20 protein-coding genes and 4 tRNA genes are annotated in these 21,889 nt (G+C 58.1%); 7 read left to right on the top strand and 17 right to left on the bottom strand.

What is annotated here, in order from left to right; translation table 11 throughout:
- Positions 1-27: 27 nt before the first annotated feature.
- The 3 genes from rhtC to pldA form a co-directional block, all read right to left on the bottom strand.
- On the bottom strand, positions 28-648 hold the full coding sequence (gene rhtC, locus RRF55_RS21335; RefSeq protein WP_004152056.1) for a threonine export protein RhtC: 621 nt from the start codon (positions 646-648) through the stop codon (positions 28-30).
- Positions 649-709: 61 nt separating this feature from the next.
- A complete protein-coding gene (gene recQ, locus RRF55_RS21330) occupies positions 710-2,536 on the bottom strand; it encodes an ATP-dependent DNA helicase RecQ (protein ID WP_004152055.1) in 1,827 nt (608 codons plus the stop codon).
- A 67-nt stretch (positions 2,537-2,603) separates the two neighbouring features.
- Positions 2,604-3,464, bottom strand: coding sequence for a phospholipase A (pldA, locus tag RRF55_RS21325; protein ID WP_002883408.1), 861 nt, complete (start codon positions 3,462-3,464; stop codon positions 2,604-2,606).
- Positions 3,465-3,616: 152 nt separating this feature from the next.
- On the opposite strand from pldA, the gene yigI reads away from it, so the two are divergent.
- Together yigI and rarD are read left to right on the top strand one after the other, a co-directional pair.
- Positions 3,617-4,081: an acyl-CoA thioesterase YigI gene (yigI, locus tag RRF55_RS21320; RefSeq protein ID WP_002883404.1), complete on the top strand. Its 465-nt coding sequence runs from the start codon at positions 3,617-3,619 to the stop codon at positions 4,079-4,081.
- Between the two features lie 48 nt (positions 4,082-4,129).
- Complete coding sequence (rarD, locus tag RRF55_RS21315) at positions 4,130-5,023, top strand: EamA family transporter RarD (protein ID WP_004187777.1); 894 nt, start codon at positions 4,130-4,132, stop codon at positions 5,021-5,023.
- A gap of 43 nt (positions 5,024-5,066) precedes the next feature.
- Here the strand turns inward: rarD and corA are convergent, their stop codons facing one another.
- From corA to lptM, 8 genes are all read right to left on the bottom strand, one after another.
- Positions 5,067-6,017, bottom strand: a complete 951-nt coding sequence (corA, locus tag RRF55_RS21310) for a magnesium/cobalt transporter CorA (RefSeq protein ID WP_002883400.1) — start codon at positions 6,015-6,017, stop codon at positions 5,067-5,069.
- Positions 6,018-6,167: 150 nt separating this feature from the next.
- The gene (gene ysgD, locus RRF55_RS21305) at positions 6,168-6,224 is read right to left on the bottom strand and encodes a YsgD/CorL family protein (RefSeq protein ID WP_349815745.1); all 57 of its coding nucleotides are present in this window, start codon (positions 6,222-6,224) and stop codon (positions 6,168-6,170) included.
- A 148-nt stretch (positions 6,225-6,372) separates the two neighbouring features.
- Positions 6,373-8,535, bottom strand: coding sequence for a DNA helicase II (uvrD, locus tag RRF55_RS21300; RefSeq protein WP_064153661.1), 2,163 nt, complete (start codon positions 8,533-8,535; stop codon positions 6,373-6,375).
- 63 nt (positions 8,536-8,598) lie between these two features.
- Positions 8,599-9,315 carry a 5-amino-6-(5-phospho-D-ribitylamino)uracil phosphatase YigB gene (yigB, locus tag RRF55_RS21295; protein ID WP_004146477.1) on the bottom strand — a complete coding sequence of 239 codons (717 nt, stop codon included), beginning with the start codon at positions 9,313-9,315 and terminating at the stop codon, positions 8,599-8,601.
- Complete coding sequence (gene xerC, locus RRF55_RS21290; protein ID WP_002883396.1) at positions 9,315-10,217, bottom strand: tyrosine recombinase XerC; 903 nt, start codon at positions 10,215-10,217, stop codon at positions 9,315-9,317. The genes yigB and xerC overlap by 1 nt, the downstream gene beginning before the upstream one ends.
- Positions 10,214-10,921 (bottom strand): DUF484 domain-containing protein, encoded by a 708-nt coding sequence (locus RRF55_RS21285; protein ID WP_002883395.1) that lies wholly within the window; start codon positions 10,919-10,921, stop codon positions 10,214-10,216. The genes xerC and RRF55_RS21285 overlap by 4 nt, the downstream gene beginning before the upstream one ends.
- The gene (gene dapF / locus RRF55_RS21280) at positions 10,918-11,742 is read right to left on the bottom strand and encodes a diaminopimelate epimerase (RefSeq protein WP_002883394.1); all 825 of its coding nucleotides are present in this window, start codon (positions 11,740-11,742) and stop codon (positions 10,918-10,920) included. Before dapF ends, RRF55_RS21285 begins: the two co-directional genes overlap by 4 nt.
- A gap of 35 nt (positions 11,743-11,777) precedes the next feature.
- Positions 11,778-11,981 (bottom strand): LPS translocon maturation chaperone LptM, encoded by a 204-nt coding sequence (lptM, locus tag RRF55_RS21275; RefSeq protein WP_002883392.1) that lies wholly within the window; start codon positions 11,979-11,981, stop codon positions 11,778-11,780.
- A gap of 146 nt (positions 11,982-12,127) precedes the next feature.
- Between lptM and cyaY the strand changes: the two genes are divergently transcribed.
- Positions 12,128-12,448, top strand: a complete 321-nt coding sequence (cyaY, locus tag RRF55_RS21270) for an iron donor protein CyaY (protein ID WP_002883389.1) — start codon at positions 12,128-12,130, stop codon at positions 12,446-12,448.
- Positions 12,449-12,496: 48 nt separating this feature from the next.
- Here the strand turns inward: cyaY and cyaA are convergent, their stop codons facing one another.
- On the bottom strand, positions 12,497-15,049 hold the full coding sequence (cyaA, locus tag RRF55_RS21265) for a class I adenylate cyclase (protein WP_002883383.1): 2,553 nt from the start codon (positions 15,047-15,049) through the stop codon (positions 12,497-12,499).
- Between the two features lie 357 nt (positions 15,050-15,406).
- Between cyaA and hemC the strand changes: the two genes are divergently transcribed.
- Genes hemC through hemY form a run of 4 tightly spaced genes read left to right on the top strand, consistent with a single transcriptional unit; the run spans position 15,407 to position 19,488 of the window.
- Entirely contained in the window at positions 15,407-16,348 is a 942-nt protein-coding gene (hemC, locus tag RRF55_RS21260) for a hydroxymethylbilane synthase (RefSeq protein ID WP_002883381.1), read from the top strand.
- Positions 16,345-17,085 carry a uroporphyrinogen-III synthase gene (hemD, locus tag RRF55_RS21255; protein WP_002883380.1) on the top strand — a complete coding sequence of 247 codons (741 nt, stop codon included), beginning with the start codon at positions 16,345-16,347 and terminating at the stop codon, positions 17,083-17,085. The genes hemC and hemD overlap by 4 nt, the downstream gene beginning before the upstream one ends.
- A 21-nt stretch (positions 17,086-17,106) precedes the next feature.
- Positions 17,107-18,288 (top strand): uroporphyrinogen-III C-methyltransferase, encoded by a 1,182-nt coding sequence (hemX, locus tag RRF55_RS21250; RefSeq protein ID WP_004150429.1) that lies wholly within the window; start codon positions 17,107-17,109, stop codon positions 18,286-18,288.
- Between the two features lie 3 nt (positions 18,289-18,291).
- The gene (gene hemY, locus RRF55_RS21245; protein ID WP_004150428.1) at positions 18,292-19,488 is read left to right on the top strand and encodes a protoheme IX biogenesis protein HemY; all 1,197 of its coding nucleotides are present in this window, start codon (positions 18,292-18,294) and stop codon (positions 19,486-19,488) included.
- 461 nt (positions 19,489-19,949) lie between these two features.
- Here hemY and RRF55_RS21240 read toward each other — a convergent pair.
- From RRF55_RS21240 to thrP, 5 genes are all read right to left on the bottom strand, one after another.
- Positions 19,950-20,026 (bottom strand) — tRNA-Pro (locus RRF55_RS21240).
- Between the two features lie 42 nt (positions 20,027-20,068).
- Positions 20,069-20,155, bottom strand: a tRNA-Leu gene (locus RRF55_RS21235).
- Positions 20,156-20,178: 23 nt separating this feature from the next.
- Positions 20,179-20,254 (bottom strand) — tRNA-His (locus tag RRF55_RS21230).
- Between the two features lie 55 nt (positions 20,255-20,309).
- Positions 20,310-20,386 (bottom strand) — tRNA-Arg (locus RRF55_RS21225).
- Between the two features lie 102 nt (positions 20,387-20,488).
- A complete protein-coding gene (gene thrP / locus RRF55_RS21220) occupies positions 20,489-21,874 on the bottom strand; it encodes a bifunctional threonine/serine APC transporter ThrP (RefSeq protein WP_002883322.1) in 1,386 nt (461 codons plus the stop codon).
- Positions 21,875-21,889 lie beyond the last annotated feature (15 nt).

Here is a 21,889-nt window from a genome sequence, read left to right as displayed (position 1 = left end):
ACAACCGGGTGGGAAACAGCATGCCGGTTAACGCGAGATAATCAGGTGGATGCCGAAGCCCGCAAACAGCGTACCGGCGATACCGTCGATCCACTTCGCCATCCGCTGATAGCCGCGGCGCATCCCCGGCAGGGCGAACAGGCTGGCAACCACCATAAACCAGGCCAGCGTCTCAACGATAATCAGCAGGAAAATGCCCCAGCGCGCGCCGGCGCCGACGCTGTCACCCACGAACAGCGAAAACACCGAGCCGAAGTAGATAATCGCTTTCGGATTCGCCAGATTGGTCAGCAATCCCTTCACGAAGCTGCGTCCGCTGCGGGCCAGCTCCACCTGCGGCTCCGCCGAGGCCACCTTCTCTTTTTTCAGCGCGCCACGCAGCATCTGGTAGCCCATCCAGCATAGATACAGGCCCCCGCCGACCATTATAATGTTATGCAGCCACGCCATCCGGGCGAGGATCAGGTTCAGGCCGAGCAGCGCCACTCCCGCCCAGACCATGACGCCGCAGGTGATCCCCAGCACACCCATCATCGCCTCTCTGCGCGAGCGGCTGATGGCCGTTTGTGAGACAAAGAAAAAGTCCGGCCCCGGGCTCATCAGCGCAATGATATGCACCAGCGCCACGGTGAGGAAAAGCATCAGCATAGTTAACTCGCAGGAAAATAATGAAGAGAGAAACTATTCTGGCACTTTTTCAGCCAGCTGACTACTCATCGTCGCCATCAACATGCGCCCGAATCAGCGCCATAAACGGCTTCCCGAAACGCTCGAGCTTGCGTGTCCCCACGCCGTTGACGCTGAGCATTTCGCCGGCGGTCAGCGGCGATTGTTCGGCCATCTCGATAAGCGTCGCGTCGTTGAAGACCACATATGGCGGGATGTTCTCTTCGTCGGCGATCGCTTTACGTAATTTGCGCAGCTTGGCGAACAGTTTACGGTCGTAATTGCCGCCAAAGGATTTCTGCATCGCCTTTGGCTTCAGCGCCACGATACGCGGCACGGCGAGCTGCAGCGGCACTTCGCCACGCAGCACCGGTCGCGCGGCTTCGGTCAGCTGCAGCGCGGAGTGCTGGGCGATATTCTGCGTCACCAGCCCAAGGTGGATCAGCTGGCGGATCACGCTCACCCAGTGCTCGTGACTTTGCTCCCGGCCGATACCGTAAACCGGCAGCTTATCATGGCCCATCTCTCGGATGCGCTGGTTGTTGGCCCCGCGCAGGACCTCCACCACGTAACCCATTCCGAAGCGTTGATTGACCCGGTAAATCGTTGAAAGCGCCTTGCGGGCGTCCATTAAGCCATCGTACTGCTTTGGCGGGTCAAGACAGATATCGCAGTTGCCGCACGGCTCCTGACGCCCTTCGCCAAAATAGTTCAGCAGCACCAGACGGCGACAGGTCTGCGCTTCGGCAAACGCCCCCATCGCATTCAGCTTATGCCGTTCGATATCCTGTAGCGGCCCGGCGGGTTTTTCTTCCAGACAGCGGCGCAGCCACGCCATATCCGCCGGATCGTAAAACAGCATCGCTTCCGCCGGCAGGCCATCACGCCCGGCGCGGCCGGTCTCCTGATAGTAGGATTCAATATTGCGCGGAATATCAAAATGCACCACAAAGCGGACGTTCGGCTTGTTAATGCCCATCCCGAAGGCCACCGTCGCCACCACGATCTGCAGATCGTCGCGCTGGAATTTCTCCTGCACCTCGGCGCGCACGTCGTTTTCCAGACCGGCATGGTAAGCCGCCGCGCTAATACCGCGGCTTTGCAGCCTGGCGGCGGTGTCTTCCACTTTCGAACGGCTGTTGCAGTAGATAATGCCCGATTTGCCGCGCTGATCCTGAACGTAGCGCATCAGCTGATCGAGCGGCTTGAATTTCTCCATCAGCATATAGCGGATGTTTGGCCGGTCGAAGCTGCTGACCTGAATCAGCGGATCGTTAAGCCCCAGCAGGCGGACGATATCGCGGCGGGTGGTATCATCGGCGGTGGCGGTCAACGCCATAAACGGGATCTGCGGCATCCGCTGACGCAGCTGGCCCAGCGCGGCATATTCCGGACGGAAGTCATGGCCCCACTGCGAGATACAGTGCGCCTCGTCTACCGCCAGCATCGCCAGGTTCCAGTTCGCCAGATGCTCAAGAAAGTTATCCAGCATCAGCCGTTCCGGCGCGATATACAGCAGACGAACCTGCCCGCTGCGGCAGCCGGCCATCACCTCCTGCTGCTGCTCACGGCTTTGCGTCGAGTTCAGACAAGCCGCCGCCACGCCGTTGGCCAGCAGCTGATCGACCTGGTCCTTCATCAGCGAGATCAGCGGTGAGACCACGACCGTCAGACCGCCCATGACCAGCGCCGGCACCTGATAGCACAGCGACTTGCCGCCACCGGTCGGCATGACCACCAGGCAGTCCCGGCCTTCGAGCGCCGTCTCGATAATCGTTTCCTGGCCAGGACGGAACTGCTGGTAGCCGAAGGTCTCTTGTAAAACCTGCTTAGCCAGCGATTCCTGATTTAATACTTCCGCCTGTGCCACGTTGACCCCATTTGCCTGAAAAGAAAACAGGCGCTATTTTCAGCGCCTGCGAGCCAGAGTGCAACGATTAAAACAGATCGTTGAGCATTAGCCCGACGCCGACGCGCGTTTGGTTAAAGTTATAGTCGATAAGCGACTCGCCATAGCCGCTGTAGATCTGCGTATAGGCGCGAACATGTTTGGTAATGGGATAGCTCACGCCAAGTTCCGCCCCGCCGTAGCCGGTGTTCCAGTTGTATTGCCCCTGCGCGCTGAGGATCGCCTCTCCCAGCTGGTAGCCCACCTTCAGCCGGTAATAGCCCATATATTTGGTGATATCCGGGTTATCATCGGTGTTGCCCACCACATACCAGGGCTTCACTTCCACCAGCCAGTTACCGTTTTGCGCCATCAGGCGGGCATAAAGCCGATTCCAGCTGCGCGAGGTGGGGTCGGAACGCCCATTCGAGTCGTGGTTATACCCCATCTCGATATCGCGCAGCGTCCAGCCGGCAAACTGGTAGTCGGTCGCAAAGCCCAAAAACAGCTGGGGTTCATAATTGGTTTCGCGAAACGGCGCCGACTCTTTGCTGTTAGAGAGCTGCCACCAGGATTTCTGGGTATAGGACGCGCCCAGCAGCGAATTATCGCCCAGGATACCGCGCCACAGCGGGAACGCCAGGCTTAGCTGAAACTTCACTTCATCTTTACGGGCATTTTCGGCCCAGTCATAGCTGCGGATCGCCTCTTTATTGAGGTCGCTGGTCCACGTATAGAGCAGATAGTTGCTCTCATAAGGGTAGAGCAGGAAAGGATTATCATGGTCCTGGAGCAGGTTGGCGATAATGCTGCCGCGCACTGCCGGTTTGTCGTGTACCGACGCGTCCTGCGCCATAACACCGGCCGGTAGCGCGCACAGCGCCACCAGGCAGGCCAAAGAGATACGCATGCTGGTCTCCTGAAAAATAGTTTTTATTTTTGTTTAACCTGAAGCCATTCTACCTGTTTATTAATCACCTGCCCCCTAATCCGCTCCGAAAGTGGAAATCAATATTTTAGAAGCATAAAATCAACATTTTATTAACGAATGGAACCGGTGTTATGTCTGAACTTACTGCCGAAGCAGCCCTGAAACTGGTAGGGGAGATTTTCGTCTATCACATGCCGTTTAACCGCGCCCTCGGTCTCGAACTGGAACGCTACGAAAAAGCGTTTGCCCAGCTTAGCTTTAATAATCAGCCGATGATGGTCGGCAACTGGGCGCAAAGCATTCTGCATGGCGGGGTGATCGCCTCCGCGCTGGACGTTGCCGCTGGCCTGGTCTGCGTCGGCAGTACCCTTACCCGCCATGACACCATCAACGAAGAAGAGTTGCGCCAACGGCTTTCCCGTATGGGAACCATCGACCTGCGCGTGGACTACCTGCGTCCGGGCCGCGGCGAACGTTTTACCGCCACCAGCACCCTGCTGCGCGCCGGCAATAAAGTGGCGGTTGCCCGCGTGGAACTGCATAACGAAGCTCAGGTCTATATTGCCAGCGCAACGGCCACCTATATGGTGGGTTGATTGGCCAAAATCGAGTAACATCACTCTCTTTGGCAATGGATTTTACCGATGGATGCGAAACAGACGCGGTTGGGGATCATTCTGGCCCTCGCCGCCTACTTTATCTGGGGTATCGCGCCAGCGTACTTCAAACTTATCTACTATGTTCCCGCCGATGAAATTTTGACCCATCGCGTGATCTGGTCTTTCTTCTTCATGGTGGCGCTCATCAGCGTCAGCCGCCAGTGGCCACAGGTGAAAAAGCTGCTGAAAACGCCGCGCAAGATCTTCCTGCTGGCGCTCTCGGCAGTGCTGGTCGGCGGTAACTGGCTGTTGTTCATCTGGGCGGTGAATAACCACCATATGCTGGAAGCCAGCCTCGGCTACTTTATCAACCCGCTGGTGAATATTTTGTTGGGGATGATTTTCCTCGGCGAACGCTTCCGTCGTCTGCAGTGGCTGGCGGTGCTCCTCGCCTTTTGCGGCGTGCTGGTCCAGCTGTGGACCTTTGGTTCGCTGCCGATAATCGGTCTTGGGCTGGCTTTCAGTTTTGCCTTTTACGGCCTGGTGCGAAAGAAAATTGCTGTCGATGCGCAAACCGGCATGCTGGTGGAAACGCTGTGGCTGCTGCCGGTGGCGGCAATCTGGTTGTTCGGCATCACCGACAGCCCGACCAGCCATATGGGCGAGAACCCCTGGTCGCTCAATCTGCTGCTGATGGCCGCGGGCGTGGTGACCACCATCCCTTTGCTGTGCTTTACCGGGGCGGCAACGCGTCTGCGGCTCTCCACGCTGGGCTTTTTCCAGTACATCGGCCCAACGCTGATGTTCCTGCTGGCGGTGACGTTCTACGGCGAAGTGCCGGGCAAGGATAAAATGGTGACCTTTGGCTTTATCTGGGTCGCGCTGGCGGTGTTTATCGTCGATGCGCTGTATACCCAGCGCCGGTTGCGCAGAGGCTAAGCCTGCATCAGCCAGTAAAGAAGGGAGCCGACGCTCCCTTTTTTTACAGCCAGTTTTTACGCTTGAAGTAGAGATATGGCGCCAGGCCGGCCAGCATCATAAACACGATGGCTCCCGGATAACCAAAGCTCCAGTGTAGTTCCGGCATAAATTCAAAGTTCATCCCGTAACTGGAGGCCACCAGAGTTGGCGGCAGGAATACCACCGAGACCACCGAGAAGATCTTGATGATGCGGTTCTGCTCGATATTGATAAAACCCATCGCCGCCTGCATCAGGAAGTTCACCTTCTGGAACAGCGATTCGTTGTGCGGCAGCAGAGATTCGATATCGCGCAGGATCTCCCGCGCCTGCTCCAGCTGGCCCGCCGGCAGGCGCGCCTTGCGCACGAGGAAGTTCAGCGCGCGCTGGGTATCCATCAGACAGAGTCGCACCTTCCAGCCGATATCTTCCAGTTCCGCCAGCGTCGACAGCGCTTCATCGTACTCGTCGCCCTGATGGCCTTCCATAATGACACGGCTCAGCTTTTCCAGGTCGCTGTAGATGTTTTCAATTTCATCCGCCAGCTGCTCGATTTTGGTCTCGAACAGGTCGAGCAGCAGTTCGTAGGCGTTGCCGTCGACCAGCGTCTGGTTACGCACGCGCATACGGTAGAGGCGGAAAGCGGGTAGTTCGCGCTCGCGCAGTGTGAACAGGCGGCCTTCGCGGATGGTAAACGCCACGGTAGAGTTGCCGGCGTGATCGTCGGCATCTTCAAAAAAGAAGAACGAGTGGATGTGTAACCCGTCTTCATCTTCAAAGAAACGCGCGGAGGCTTCGATATCTTCCAGTTCCGGGCGCGTCGCCAGGTTTTGACCCAGTTCCGTCTGCACGCGGCTTCGCTCATCGTCGTCAGGCTCGACCAGATCGACCCACACCGAGCTGGCGAGGTGTTTGATCTCATCGGCTTCCAGGCGCGTTAAACGATTGTTTTCCAGTTGAAATGCGCTCAGCATGACCGGGACTCCCAATGCAAAAAAATTATCGGACAGTTCGGTGGGCACACAGAAACAAATTGGGTTTCAGACCATTAAGCCTGACTCAGCGCGACGGGAATGGGGCAGGTCGCTGACAACCGCTAAGGCTATCAGCATAAGAGGATAGCCTTAGGAGTTGTTCCTGAATGACAGGAAGTTGAGCCAGCATCTACTGGGTGTGTCCAAGGCGAATGTCCTCTTAGCGTAATCGTGCGCGCATGTTACGCCAGCGCAAAATCGGCGTCAACACGCAACGGAACGCGAAAGCGCAAATCAGGCGCCTTAACGTATAAAGGTAGCAGAATATTACAAAATAATGATATTTTTCTTAAAGTTACACTGCCTCCAGCCGGGCGTAAGCCGCCACCAGCCATTTGATTCCCTGGCCCTGAAAAGCCACCTGCAGTCGGCAGTGCTCGCCGCTGCCTTCGAGGTTGACAATAGTGCCTTCGCCAAACTTCGGATGCCGTACGCGCTGGCCTAACTTGTAGCCGGTATCGCTCTCGGCAATCGGCGCGCCCAGTCGCTGATGGTTTACCGGGCGGCTCACCGTGGCTCGCAGACGCACTTCTTCTACGCACTCCTGCGGCAGCTCGCCGATAAAGCGCGACGGGCGGTGATAAACCTCTTTCCCGTACAGACGGCGGGTTTCCGCATAGGTCAGCGTCAGCTTCTGCATGGCGCGCGTTACGCCGACGTAGGCCAGGCGACGCTCCTCCTCCAGGCGGCCGCCTTCATCAAGGGCCATCTGGCTCGGGAACATCCCTTCTTCGACGCCGACGATGAACACCTGCGGGAACTCCAGCCCTTTCGCCGAGTGCAGGGTCATCAGCTGAACCGCGTCCTGCCAGGTGTCCGCCTGCCCCTCGCCCGCTTCCAGCGCGGCGTGGGAGAGGAACGCCTGCAGCGGCATCAGATCTTCATCTTCTTCGTTGTAGCTGAACTGGCGCGTCGCCGTCACCAGCTCCTCTAAGTTTTCAATACGGGTCTGGCCCTTCTCGCCTTTCTCCTGCTCGTACATCGCGCGCAGGCCGGAGTCTTTAATCACCCGATCGGTCTGAACGTGCAGCGGCATATCGGTGGTCTCCTGCGCCAGCGCGTCAATCAGCTCCATAAAGCGCTGCAGGGCGCTGGCGGCGCGACCGGCCAGCGCTTTTTCTTTCAATAGCTCGCGACTGGCCTGCCATAGCGTCAGCTGGCGATCGCGCGACGTCTGGCGCACCACGTCCAGCGTGCGGTCGCCAATGCCGCGGGTCGGCGTATTGACTACGCGCTCAAAGGCCGCGTCGTCGTTGCGGTTGGCGATAAGGCGCAGGTAAGAGAGCGCGTCTTTGATTTCCTGACGCTCGAAGAAGCGCATGCCGCCGTAGATACGGTACGGCATGCTGGCCTGCAGGAGGGCCTCTTCCAGCACGCGCGACTGGGCGTTACTGCGATAGAGAATGGCGCATTGCTCCAGCGCGCCGCCGTTCTCCTGCCAGGTTTTAATTCGGTTCACCACAAAGCGCGCTTCGTCGAGATCGTTGAAGGCGCAGTACAGCGAAATCGGCTCGCCGTCGGCGCCGTCGGTCCACAGCTTTTTGCCCAGCCGACCGTTGTTGTTTTCAATCAGGGCGTTGGCAGCGCTGAGAATATTGCTGGTCGAGCGATAGTTCTGCTCCAGGCGGATGGTTTCCGCGCCGGGGAAGTCGTTAAGGAAGCGCTGAATGTTCTCGACCTGCGCGCCGCGCCAGCCATAGATAGACTGATCGTCATCGCCGACGATCATCACCTTGCCGGTATCGCCCGCCAGCAGGCGGATCCAGGCGTACTGAATGTTGTTGGTATCCTGGAATTCATCGACGAGGATATTGGTGAAGCGCTCGCGGTAGTGCTGCAGGATATGCGGTTTGTTCAGCCACAGCTCGTGGGCGCGCAGCAGCAGCTCGGCGAAGTCCACCAGCCCGGCGCGGTCGCAGGCTTCCTGATAGGCCTGATAGACCTTCTGCCAGGTCTGCTCGACCGGATTGCCGTAGCTCTGAATATGATGCGGGCGCAGCCCTTCATCTTTCTGGCTGTTGATGTACCACATCGCCTGGCGCGGCGGCCACTGTTTCTCATCGAGGTTCATCGCCTTAATCAGACGCTTCAGCAGACGCAGCTGGTCTTCGCTGTCGAGGATTTGAAAGTCCTGCGGCAGGTTGGCATCCAGATGGTGCGCGCGCAGCAAACGGTGCGCCAGGCCGTGGAAGGTGCCCACCCACATGCCGCCCTGGGTGGTGCCCATCAGCTGGCCGATACGGTGACGCATCTCCGCCGCCGCTTTGTTGGTAAAGGTCACCGCCATAATGGAATACGGGGAACAGTTCTCCACGCTCAGCAGCCAGGCGATACGGTGCACCAGAACGCGCGTCTTACCACTGCCCGCCCCTGCCAGAACCAGCATATTGGTGCGCGAGGCCGCTACGGCTTCACGCTGTTTGTCATTAAGGCTGTCGAGCAGGTAAGAAACGTCCATTGGCACCGCCGGAAGAGAAGGGGTTCCACGAACCCCTGTTAATATATACAGAGTGACTGGTGATTATATCAGCGAGGTCAGAGATGCCAACCGTGAAATTTCAATATGCGGCAGCAGGCGGCTGTCCGCGGTGTGCATCAGGTCCGCGCCTTGCGGTTTGATCCAGCAGGCCTGCATCCCACAGCGAATAGCGCCGGCCACGTCGGTAGTCAGATCATCGCCGACGTGCAGAATCTGCCCGAGCGGCACATTCAGACGCTCCGCCGCAAGGTGGTACATGTCGGCAAACGGCTTGGAGCGGCCATCCGGTCCGGCGCGCAGCACGAAGCGGAAATAGTCGCTCAGACCGAACAGTTCCGGGCGGGCGTTGCCATTGGTAATGGCCACCAGCGGCCACTTCTCCGCCAGCTTCGCCAGCGTATCGTGGGTCTCCTGCGGAACATCGACGCGGCTGCGCCAGTGAGCGAAGTGTTCCATCGCCGCATCGGCCCCCGCTTTCGCCGCTTCGGCGGAGAGCCCGGCATTACGCATACCTAACTCCAGCGCACGGTGGCGCCAGACGGTCACGTCATGATAAATCTCAGGTTCAGCAGCCAGCAGCGTCTGACGCAGCTGATTAAGCTCATGGGCGTCGAACTGGCTGAGCGAAGGATGGTAGCTGCGCACAAAGGCCAGCGACTCGTGCATCGTCCGGTCAATCACCGGGCGGTTATCGTAAAGGGTATCGTCCAGGTCAAACGTCAGCGCGGAAATCTGGCCCAGAGGTCGGTAAAAACGCATTATTTCCCCCGTTTAGCGCGCGGATGCGCGGCATCGTACACCGAGGCAAGGTGTTGAAAATCAAGATGGGTATAGATTTGGGTGGTGGAGAGGTTAGCATGCCCCAGCAGCTCCTGCACGCCGCGCAGATCGCCGCTCGACTCCAGCATATGGGTGGCAAAGGAGTGGCGCAGCTTGTGCGGGTGCACATGGCTGTTCAGCCCCTGCTTAATGCCCCACTCGGCGAATCGCTTCTGTACGTTGCGCGCCGAAATACGTTTGCCCAGCTTCGACAAAAACAGCGCGTCGTCATCGGTACCGAACAGGCCGCGCAAATCCAGCCAGTGCTCAATCCATGCCACCGCGTTGCGACCGATCGGCAAACGACGCTCCTTGCTGCCTTTGCCCATCACCCAGACCTCACCGCTTTCGAGATCGAGGTGTTTGATATCCAGGTTGACCAGTTCGGACAAACGCAATCCCGCGCCGTACATCACCTCCAGCATCGCCCGATCGCGCACCGCCAGCGGATCGTTGAGATCGATATCCAGCAGTCGATTGACGTCATCGACGTCAATATTTTTTGGCAGGTGGCGGGGAATTTTCGGCGCGGCAATCCCCTTCGCCGGATTGGCGCTGAGCTCGCCCTGACCGACCAGCCAGTCGAAGAAACTGCGCAGCGCCGACAGGCGAAGCGCCAGGCTTGCCGGGCCTAACCCCGCGCGGCGACTACGCACCGCAAAGCTTCGCACCTGAGCGGCATCGCACTGCGACCAGCTTTTCAGGCCCGCCTCATCCGCCAGGGCGATCAGCGCGTCCAGCTGTCGCTGGTAATTCAGTAACGTGATCGGGCTGAGCTGGCGTTCAACGCCAAGATGGCGAAGAAAGCGGGCGACGGCGGAGAAGAGAGGAGAATCGGTCATGCGCGTTCAATCCAGCGCTCCAGCAGGCCGGGCAGCATCTGGGCAATCTCCTGCAACAGCTGCGTCCCCTGCCCTGGCTGATAATGCTGCGCATCGCGGCTGCTGAAGAGCATCACGCCCGGGGCATTATCGCCCCCCAGCAGCGATATCGCCACAGACCCAATGGCCTTCGCCTCCGGCAGCACCACCAGCAGCTCCGGGCCGTTCAGCGGTCCAAGATAGTGGCGCGCCTGGCCCAGACGTTGAATACGGATCGGCTCAAACGCCTGCCGGTTTAATGCCAGATGGGTAAACTTCGAGGGCGCGCCGAGGCGCCAGCAGTCAGGAAACAGGCGCACCGTGGCGCCCGCCAGCCCCAGCTCGCGTGCCCAGCGGTGAAGGCGGTTGAGCATATCGTCAAGGCTCTCCGCCGCCGCCAGCCGCGTTTGCAGCTGCAGCAGGCGCTGGAACAGGCTTTCATTAGCGACCGCCTGCTCCATCAGCAGCGACATATTTTCTTCCAGCACATGAATATGGTTACGCGCCCGCATCATGTGCCACTCCACCAGCGAAATCGTACCGCGTACCGGATGCGGGACGCGGAGATGTTCGACCTGGGCGGCATTACGAATAAAAAATTCAGGATGTTGCAACAGATAGTCCACCACTGCGCGATCGTTCAACGCGCTGGCAACCTCCTGCTGTTCTTCCCCGATTGGTTTCATAAATGAATAAATCCATCATAGACATGGGCCGCCGGGCCGGTCATAAACAGCGGCTGGCCCGGGCCTTTCCAGGCGATATCAAGACGACCGCCGGGTAATTCCACGCGTACCGTTTCCGCCAGCAGCCCCTGCTGGATCCCCACCGCCACCGCGGCGCAGGCGCCGCTGCCGCAGGCCTGGGTTTCCCCCGCGCCGCGTTCGTAGACGCGCAGACGGATATGAGACCGACCGACCACCTGCATAAAGCCGATATTGGCGCGCTCCGGAAAACGCTCATGGCTTTCCATCACCGGGCCGAGAGTTTCCACCGCTGCCGTATCCACATCATCAACCTGGATGACGCAGTGCGGATTTCCCATGGACACCACGCCGCACAATACTGTCTGCTCGGCGGCACGCATGATATAGGTCTTTTCCGCTTTGTTGGCGCGGAACGGCACCTGGGACGGCTCGAAGTTGGGCTCGCCCATGTTCACCCGCACCAGATCGTCTTCCGTTACGCTTAATACCATACGCCCGTTGGCCGTACTCACGCGGATATCACGTTTATTGGTCAGGCCTTTCAGCCGGACGAAGCGGGCAAAACAGCGCGCGCCGTTGCCGCACTGCGACACTTCGCTGCCGTCGGCGTTAAAGATCCGGTAGTGGAAATCCAGATCCGGATCGTAGGGCGGTTCGACGACCAATAGCTGATCGAACCCGACGCCAAGGTGGCGATCCGCCAGGCGGCGAATCAGCTCCGGCGAGAAAAAAACATTCTGCGTTACCGCGTCAACGACCATAAAATCGTTGCCAAGGCCATGCATTTTAGAGAACTGCATCATCTACTCCAGTTGCGCGGAACAGAACGTTATCGTTAGTAATTGACCTGGCTCGGACCACCGGTATCGCCACGATCGTTACGATCCGGCGTTGCGCTCTGAATGCCAGGGTTAACCGGTTTGGTCGGCGGCGGCGCGGTTTTGTCCGCCGGTGGGAAATAGAGAGGCCCTTTCAGACCGCAGCCGGTCAGGCTGAAGATCGCAAACAAAACGGCAAGCGTAGGAAAAACGTTTTTCATTGATAGTTGCCCGTGATTCATTCTTTCTGCTTTCTATCATCGCAGGAGAAGACGTAAAAGCAAGCCTTTAGCATCCGACTGCGCGCGCTTTTGTTTCGCGCTATACTGCGACCCATCTTCAAAAATCAAAAAAGCAGAATCAAATTATGAACGACAGTGAATTCCATCGCCTGGCCGATAGCCTGTGGATGACCATCGAAGAACGTCTGGACGACTGGGACGGCGATAGCGACATCGACTGCGAAATCAACGGCGGCGTGCTGACCATCAGCTTTGAAAACGGCAGCAAAATCATTATTAACCGTCAGGAGCCGCTGCACCAGGTGTGGCTGGCCACCAAACAGGGCGGCTATCACTTCGATCTCAAAGGCGACGAGTGGATCTGCGATCGCAGCGGCGAAACCTTCTGGGATCTGCTGGAGCAGGCGGCGAGCCAGCAGGCCGGTGAGACGGTGAAATTCCGTTAATGACGTGTTTCCCGGATAGCGGCGCATCGCGCCTTATCCGGGCCAAATCTACGAGTAGCGCTGCTGCAGCACCGGCGAGGCGGTAACGTCCTGGCTGGTGGGTATCGCGGCGGCAATCGCCTGAGTGCGGAAAGGGATCACCTGGGTGCGCCCGTCTACCTCGACAATCTGATAGAACTGCGGCAGGTTGAAGTTGATAAAGCTGGAGCCGTAGGTGAAACGATCGTGCGATGACGAATAGAAGCGGCTGACGTCGCGCACCAGCTCCTCTTTACTGCCCTCGCAGTGATGATAGACCTCGGCGCGGTTGCTCTCATCAAGAATATAGATGTTAAAGCCGCTGTCGTTGTTATCCGCGTCTTCAAAGAAGAACTGAATAATCCCTTCGCTGGCGAAGCCATCCACCACCGCCGGCAGCTTAACGTGATTGGTTTCCACCTGCACCGACAGCCCGTGCAGCTTGTTGTGCGAGATAGCGCCGTAGAACTCAATGGCGTTTTCCAGCTTCTGCACCGAAACGTTAAGCCGCTCGAAGAACAGCCCCCACGTCTGGCCGGAGACGCGCAGCGCTTTGAAGCGCCCGGTATCCTGGCGGGTACTGGAGAGACGCAGTTCGATACATTCGGAGATCATCTGCTGCACGCGGGTGCGGATCAGGCCGCGCAGGTGCTGACTATAGCAGAACACCTCCACGCTGTCCGGCGGCGCGGCGTCCTGGTGCATTTTGCCGAGGATCGTTTTCAGCGCCTCGATCATCGCCTGTTCGCCGTTAAAGTGCAGCGTACGCACTTCGTTCCACGAGTTGCGATACAGCAGGTCGACGCTGCCGATCAGGCATTTTTGCTCTTCGCCGAAGCTGAAAACATCCAGCTTACGGAAATCGAAGTGCACCACCTGGTTGCGGAAGGCCGCGGTTGGGTCATATTCGAGGTTGACGATAATCGCCAGGTGGCGGATTTCGCACGGGCTGTACAGCGCCTTTGGCGTCGGCGCCGGCAGGCGCAGCGGGAAGTGGTGCGACACGTCGGCCACCATCTCCTGCAGCTTCGCCAGATCGACGATGCCGTTGCCCTTAATAAACAGGCGGGTGCGTGAGGTCAGCAGGCCGTTAAACCAGGCCCAGGCCACCAGCTTATTAAGATAACGGTTATATTCCAGCGGCTGATGGCTGATGATCGATTCCATGTCCGGCGCGCGGTTGTACAGATACCAACCGGTACGGTTGGCGCGGCCCGGCGGCACGTGGATAAAGGTCAGGTTCGGTTCCGACAGATCCGGCGAAATTTGCGGGTTTACCAGCGTCACTTTCCCCGGCAGCGCTTCAAAGGCCGCATACAGCTTACGGGTCAGCACGCCAATATCCTGCGGGCTGGCGGAGACGCTAAGGTTATTGCGCCGCGCGAAGCGGATCAGATTACGATAGCTCTGCATCATGGCGTCGAGCAGTTCGTTGTGCGCCTTGCGCACTTCATCGATTTTCCAGTTGGCGCGGTTGTCGAGCATCATCAGACGCTTTTCGTCCCAGCCCCAGGCATTCACCAACTGGCTGACAACTTCGCGACGCCAGCCGACGCAGGCGCGTTCGCGGCTGAGTTTTTCACAAACTTTCAGGTAGAAGCAGCGGCGCACCAGATCGAGGCGGGTTTCATCTTCGATGGCCTGCAGATAGGTGGTCACGCGCTCCAGCATCATGCAGTACGGGTCGAGGCCGAAGGAGACAATCTCCCCGTCGTGCAGACGCTGTTTGATATCTTTCGCTAACAGGCGGTTATTGGGGTATTCCCAGGAGTAGGCTTCCAGCAGCAGCGTTTTCAGCACCGCTTTATAGGGGGAGTCGATACTTTTATACAGCTGCCACAGGCTGGCGCCGAAGTACTCTTCCGCCGACAGCGAACTGAGGCCGCCGAGATCGAGCCATTCGTTAGGCGTCAGCACGCCCTGGGCATACAGCCCCATCACGTAATCATCGTAATGCTCTTCTTCATCGCACGGCACCATATTCCACAGAATACGCTTGCCGGCGAGGCGCACCGCGGTGCGGTAGAACTCATCAAGCAACAGGATATGCTGGGTCGAACCGCAGTCTTCGCCGCCGAGGCTACCGCTTTCGTTATGACGGAAACGGTTTTCGTCGATCAGGAAGAAGCTGACTTCCACGCCGAGCGAGGCAGCCCAGCTCTCAAGCAGGCTGCATTTTCGCTGCAGCAGCTGACGCTCTTCGCTATCCAGCCAGGCCTGGTGACATACCCAGATATCAAGATCGGAAGAGCAGCTCTGGCCGACGGAGGAAGTACTGCCCATCGAGTAGACGCCGGTGATCGGCAGCTCGCCTTTCGGCGGCTCCTGAGTCTGCATACCGCGATGCAGTTCCAGTTCCTCAAGATAGTGGCGTTGGGTTTCATCAGGCGTGTAGAGGCAAATGCCACGGGGAACGTTACCGTCAAGGTAACCCGGCATCAGCGGGTGATGATAATGTAATAACGTTGGCAGTAGACTGTAAACCTGCTGGAAAGCGGGTCCCATGGCAGCAAGCGCGCGATCCACGCGCAATTGGTTGATGGCATCCAGTCTCTGTTTCAGTGTCTCAATATAGAGGTACAAGACATATCGCCTGATGTTCAAAAACCCGAGGTACAATAGTACGGAGGATTTCAGTATTTCAACAAAAACCGTCACCATTCGTCGTCGGTGTGGTTGTGATGAGCAGCGGACTGACAAATGGTTTAAAACGTGATCAATTTAACACCTTGCTCATTGACCGTAAAGAAAGATGCGCTACATACAAGTGTAGCACCGTTTATTACCTGTAAATTCCTCACTACGCCTCCGGCAACCGCCACGCGCATGAAAGGTTAAAAAAGAGTGGGCCGGAGCCACCTCCCACATAAACCGTGAAAACTAACATCCGTAAGACAACAATGTTAGGATGGATAGTGGTCGATAATGACGGTAACAAGCATGTTAGACAAAGTTTTGAAAATTGCCACACGGCAAAGCCCGCTTGCGCTATGGCAGGCGCAGTATGTTAAAGCGCGCCTGGAACAAGCGCATCCCGGACTGAAGGTCGAGCTGGTGCCGATGGTCACGCGCGGGGATGTCATCCTTGATACTCCGCTGGCAAAGGTGGGGGGCAAAGGCTTATTTGTGAAAGAGTTAGAGCTCGCCATGCTCGAAGGGCGCGCCGATATCGCCGTCCATTCGATGAAAGATGTGCCGGTGGAATTCCCGGAGGGCCTGGGGCTGGTGACTATCTGCGAGCGCGACGATCCGCGCGACGCGTTTGTCTCCAATCGCTATGCCTCGATTGACGAACTGCCGGCCGGCAGCGTCGTTGGCACGTCAAGTTTACGCCGTCAGTGCCAGCTGGCCGCCACCCGTCCGGACCTGGCGATCCGCTCTCTGCGCGGTAACGTCGGTACCCGGCTGAGTAAGCTGGATAACGGCGAGTACGACGCCATCATCCTCGCCGCCGCCGGCCTGAAGCGCCTGCAGCTGGAAGCGCGTATTCGCCAGCCGCTGTCGCCTGAGCAATCTCTGCCGGCGGTCGGCCAGGGCGCGGTCGGCATCGAATGCCGTCTTGATGATGCATGGACCCGGGGGCTGTTAGCGCCTCTCAACCATACGGAAACGGCGGTGCGCGTGCGCGCCGAGCGGGCGATGAACACCCGCCTCGAAGGCGGCTGCCAGGTGCCGATCGGCAGCTATGCGGAACTGAAGGACGGGGAACTGTGGCTGCGGGCGCTGGTTGGCGCTCCGGATGGTTCACAGCTGGTGCGCGGCGAACGACGCGGGCCAGCTGAACAAGCGGAAGCCCTCGGCATCTCGCTGGCGGAAGAGCTTCTGGATAATGGCGCCCGCGAGATTCTCGCGGCGGTTTATGATGGAGAAGCCCCGCGATGAGCATCCTGGTCACTCGTCCACTACCGCAAGGAGAAGCGCTGGTCAGCCGTCTGCGGGCCATGGGACGCGTGGCCTGGAGCTTTCCGCTGATAGAATTTACGCCCGGCAGGGAGCTTCCCGCGCTGGGCGATGCGCTTGCCCGACTGGGTCCCGACGATCTGCTATTTGCGCTATCCCAGCATGCGGTGGAATTCGCCCATGCCCGTCTGCAGCAGCAGGGCCTGCCCTGGCCCACTTCTCCGCGCTATTTTGCCATTGGCCGCACGACGGCGCTGGCCCTCCATACGGTCAGTGGGCAGCATATCCATTACCCGTTAGATCGGGAAATTAGCGAAGTCTTGCTACAATTACCTGAATTACAAAACATTGCCGGGAAAAATGCGCTGATCCTACGCGGCAATGGCGGGCGGGAACTCTTAGGCGCGACGCTGACCGAGCGCGGCGCCAGGGTCACATTTTGTGAATGTTATCAACGTAGTGCAAAACATTACGATGGCGCAGAAGAAGCGATGCGCTGGCAATCTCGCGGAGTCACCACGCTGGTGGTCACCAGCGGCGAGATGCTGCAGCAGCTATGGTCGTTAATACCGCAATGGTATCGCGAACAGTGGCTCCTGCACTGCCGCGTTGTCGTTGTCAGCGAACGTCTGGCCCTTCAGGCCCGGGAACTGGGCTGGCAGGAGATTCAGGTTGCCGATAGCGCCGACAACGATGCGCTGCTACGCGCATTACAATAACTCTCAACATTGGAAGCCATAATGACGGAACAACAAAATCAATCCGCCGTGGTTGAAGAGACCAGGGAGGCCGTGGAGACCACACCACAGCCAGAGAATACTGAGAAGAAGAAGGCAGGCAATAAAACCAGCCTGGCGCTCAGCGCGATCGCTATCGCCATTGCGATAGCCGCCGGCATCGGCCTGTATGGCCTGAACAAACAACAGGCCACGCGGCAAAACGCAACTACCTCTGAATTAGCAAGCCAGGTCGCGGCGCTGCAAAAAGCGCAGGAAAATCAAAAAAGTGAACTGGAAGGTGTTATCAAACAGCAGGCCGACCAGCTAAACGAAGCCAAACACCAGCAGGAGACGCTGGCCAAACAGTTGGATGAGCTGCAGCAAAAAGTGGCGGTGATTTCCGGTAGCGATGCCAAAACCTGGCTGCTGGCCCAGGCCGACTTCCTCGTCAAGCTGGCGGGACGTAAGCTGTGGAGCGATCAGGATGTCACCACCGCCGCCGCGCTGCTGAAAAGCGCTGACGCCAGCCTCGCCGACATGAACGACCCAAGCCTCATCGGCGCCCGCCGGGCGATCACCGACGACATCGCCACCCTCTCCGCGGTAAGCCAGGTGGACTATGACGGCATGATCCTCAAGGTTAATCAGCTGGCGAATCAAATCGATAACCTGCGGCTGGCCGATAATAACGATGACGATTCGCCGATGGACGCTGATAGCGATGAGCTTTCCAGCTCTATCAGCGAATGGCGCGTCAACCTGCAGAAAAGCTGGCAGAACTTTATGGACAGCTTTATCACCGTGCGCCGCCGCGATGAAACGGCGGTCCCGCTGCTGGCGCCGAATCAGGATATCTATCTGCGGGAAAATATTCGCTCTCGCCTGCTGGTCGCCGCGCAGGCAGTTCCGCGCCATCAGGAAGAGACCTGGAAACAGTCGCTGGATAACGTCTCGACCTGGGTACGCGCCTATTATGATACCGATGACGCCACCACCAAAGCCTTCCTCGACGAGGTGGATAAGCTCAGTCAGCAAAGCATTACCATGACGGTGCCGGAAACGCTGCAGAGCCAGGCGTTGCTGGAAAAACTGATGCAGACCCGAGTGCGCAACCTGATGGCGCAGCCTGCCGTTACCGCGGGCGGCGCGCCTTCGCCCGCACCTGCTGCGCCGGCCGCCCCCGCTGCGCCGCAAGGAGAGTAACGCATGCTGAAAATTCTTTTACTCTTCGCACTGTTGATCGCCGGGATCGTGCTTGGCCCGATGATCGCCGGGCATCAGGGCTACGTCCTGATCCAGACCGATAATTACAATATCGAGACCAGCGTGACCGGGCTGGTGATCATCCTGATCCTCGCCATGGTGGTGCTGTTCGCCATTGAATGGCTGCTGCGCCGCATTTTCCGCACCGGGGCGCATACGCGCGGCTGGTTTGTCGGCCGTAAACGCCGTCGCGCGCGTAAGCAAACCGAGCAGGCGCTGCTTAAGCTGGCGGAAGGTGATTACCAGCAGGTTGAGAAGCTGATGGCGAAAAATGCCGATCACGCCGAACAGCCGGTGGTGAACTATCTGCTGGCGGCGGAAGCGGCCCAGCAGCGCGGCGATGAAGCGCGGGCCAACCAGCATCTGGAGCGCGCCACCGAGCTGGCGGGCGATGACCTGATCCCGGTGGAAATCACTCGCGTTCGCCTGCAGCTGGCGCGTAATGAAAATCACGCTGCGCGCCATGGCATCGATAAGCTGCTGGAAATTACCCCGCGTCATCCGGAAGTGCTGCGCCTCGCCGAACAGGCATACACCCGCACCGGCGCCTGGCAGTCGCTGCTGGACATCATTCCGTCGATGGCGAAAGCTAACGTCGGCGATGAAGCGCACCGCGCGGCGCTGGAACAGCTGGCCTGGGTTGGCCTGATGGATAAAGCGCTGGCCGATGGCGGCAGCGAAGGACTACGCGAATGGTGGCGCAACCAGAGCCGTAAAACGCGGGCGCTGGTGCCGCTGCAGGTGGCGATGGCCGAGCGCCTCATCGAGAGCGACGATCACGATACCGCGCAGCAAATTATCATTGATGGTCTGAAGAAACAGTATGATGACCGTCTGGTGATGCCGATCCCGCGTCTGAAGACCAATAACCCGGAACAGCTGGAGAAAGTGCTGCGCCAGCAGATCAAAGCCGTTGGCGACCGTCCGCTGCTGTGGAGCACCCTGGGCCAGTCGCTGATGCGGCACGGCGAATGGCAGGAGGCCAGCATCGCCTTCCGCGCCGCGCTTAAGCAGCGTCCGGATGCCTTTGATTACGCCTGGCTGGCGGATGCCCTGGACCGCCTGCATCAGCCGGAAGAAGCCGCCGCTATGCGCCGCGATGGACTGCTGCTGACGCTGCAGAATAATCCTCAGCCATAACCTGGCATGGCTATCGCCTCCTGCGGGGCGATAGCCCTTCTCCCCCGCCTTCACATTGACGGATCCCCGAAAGAAAAAAACGCCTGCGCTGAAATCAGGGCAGGCGTTAAAACAGGTCTGTTTGACAACAAATTGGGTGCTTCACTCAACGTAATGTCCATGGTGTTTGATGAGGCATAAATGCGACATCTGTCAGTGGACGATAAGCACCGTAAGAACGGCTCTGCATCATTCCGGAGTTTATGAGGCACGAAGGCGAACATAAGAGATGGAATGAGCATCTACCCGGTTATTATCGCACAGGATCCGGGGAAATTGCATCTACCACAGTGATGAATTGAGAGTTTTCCTGACGCGTATTCTTAAGCAAAGAGAAGATTTTTTATCAGCAAGATCAGAGAAATAAGAGATGGCGGACGGCAGCAGAAAACAAAAAACCCCGCCGAAGCGGGGTTCAAAATTGGTCGGCGAGAGAGGATTCGAACCTCCGACCCACTGGTCCCAAACCAGTTGCGCTACCAAGCTGCGCTACTCGCCGAAATACTGCTTTTTGAATTTTTAGTTCAATTCGTTAAAGTCGTGGTGCGAGGGGGGGGACTTGAACCCCCACGTCCGTAAGAACACTAACACCTGAAGCTAGCGCGTCTACCAATTCCGCCACCTTCGCAAATTCACAACTCTATCAAATAATGGGGTGGCTAATGGGATTCGAACCCACGACAACTGGAATCACAATCCAGGGCTCTACCAACTGAGCTATAGCCACCACTGCAAACCTTTTACGCGGTATTAAAACCACCGCAGCTCCAGCACCGGGTTAATGGTGCGCCCGACAGGATTCGAACCTGAGACCTCTGCCTCCGGAGGGCAGCGCTCTATCCAGCTGAGCTACGGGCGCTTAGCGCCGTTGCGGGGTCGGATAATACGGACTTCCTACCCCGCTGTCTAGTGCCTTTTTAAAGAAAATTATCGTTTGCTCATGCTTTGTTCGTTTTGACGGTTATTCAGCCGTATTATTGACTTGCCCCTGTCTTCCGAGGCCAAACACCTTATAAATCAGGGTGACGGCGGCCAGAAAAATAATGCCGACGAAGAGCGACATGCGGGTTTCATCATTCAGTCCCATCCCGACCAGCACGCAGATCAGGAAGGCCATCGTGAAATAGTTGGCCCACGGAAACAGCAGCGAACGGAACGGATGGCTGGCAATCGCCGCCTGATGCACGCGACGGAAACGCAGCTGACTAATCAGGATCACAAACCAGGGCACCATCCCCGGCAGGACGCTGGCGCTATAGACATAGACGAACACCCGCTGCGGATTAGGAATAATGTAATTCAGGCAGGAGCCCACCAGCAGGATCAGAATCGACAGCGCCACACCGACGGACGGAACGCCGTTGCGCGATACCTTACCGATCGCCGCCGGCAGCTGACGGTTCTTCGCCAGGGCGTACAGCATACGTCCGCAGCTGTACATTCCGCTGTTGCAGCCGGAAAGCGCTGCCGTCAGCACCACGAAGTTGATAATTCCCGCCGCCGCGGTAATACCGATTTTGGCAAACGTCAGTACGAACGGGCTGCCATTGGAGCCGATTTGATCCCACGGGAAGATAGTGACGATAACGAAAATCGCGCCGACGTAGAAAATCAGGATCCGCCACAGCACTTTGCCCACCGCGCTGCGCAGCGTCACCTGCGGGTTTTTCGCTTCACCTGCGGTAATGCCGATGAGCTCCACCCCCTGATAGGACGCGACCACGATACACAGCGCCGTCAGGAAGCCCTTCCAGCCGCCGGCAAAGAAACCACCATGTTCGGTGAGATTACCAAAACCGATGGAGTGGCCGCCGTTGCCAAAGCCGAAGAAAATGACGCCCAGCCCGACGACGATCATCACGATAATGGTGGTCACTTTTATCATGGCGAACCAGAACTCGATTTCACCGTATAGCCGGACCGCCGCGAGGTTAGCCAACGCCACCAGCCCCACGGCAATCAACGCCGGGATCCACTGCGCCATCTCCGGGAACCAGAACTGCACATAGACCCCGATGGCGGTAATCTCCGAGATCCCCACCGCCATCCACATAAACCAGTAGGACCACGCGGTCAGATAGCCGAAGAAGGGGCTCATATAGCGATGCGCATACACCGCGAAGGAGCCTGTGACAGGCTCAAGGAACAGCATTTCGCCCATTGAGCGCATAATGAAAAAGACGAACAGGCCAGCGATAATGTACGCCAGCAGCACGGAAGGCCCAGCCCATTTCAAGGTACTGGCCGCCCCCATAAACAACCCCACGCCAATCGTCCCGCCAAGGGCGATCAGTTCAATATGCCGGGCCTCCAGTCCACGCTGGAGCTCCGCTTTTTTCTCAGTCATATATCCTCTTGTGTT

The organism is Klebsiella sp. K47, from assembly GCF_051858335.1.
In the GTDB taxonomy this organism is placed as follows: Bacteria; Pseudomonadota; Gammaproteobacteria; order Enterobacterales; family Enterobacteriaceae; genus Klebsiella; species Klebsiella pneumoniae.
This window is presented reverse-complemented; position numbering and strand designations above follow the sequence as displayed.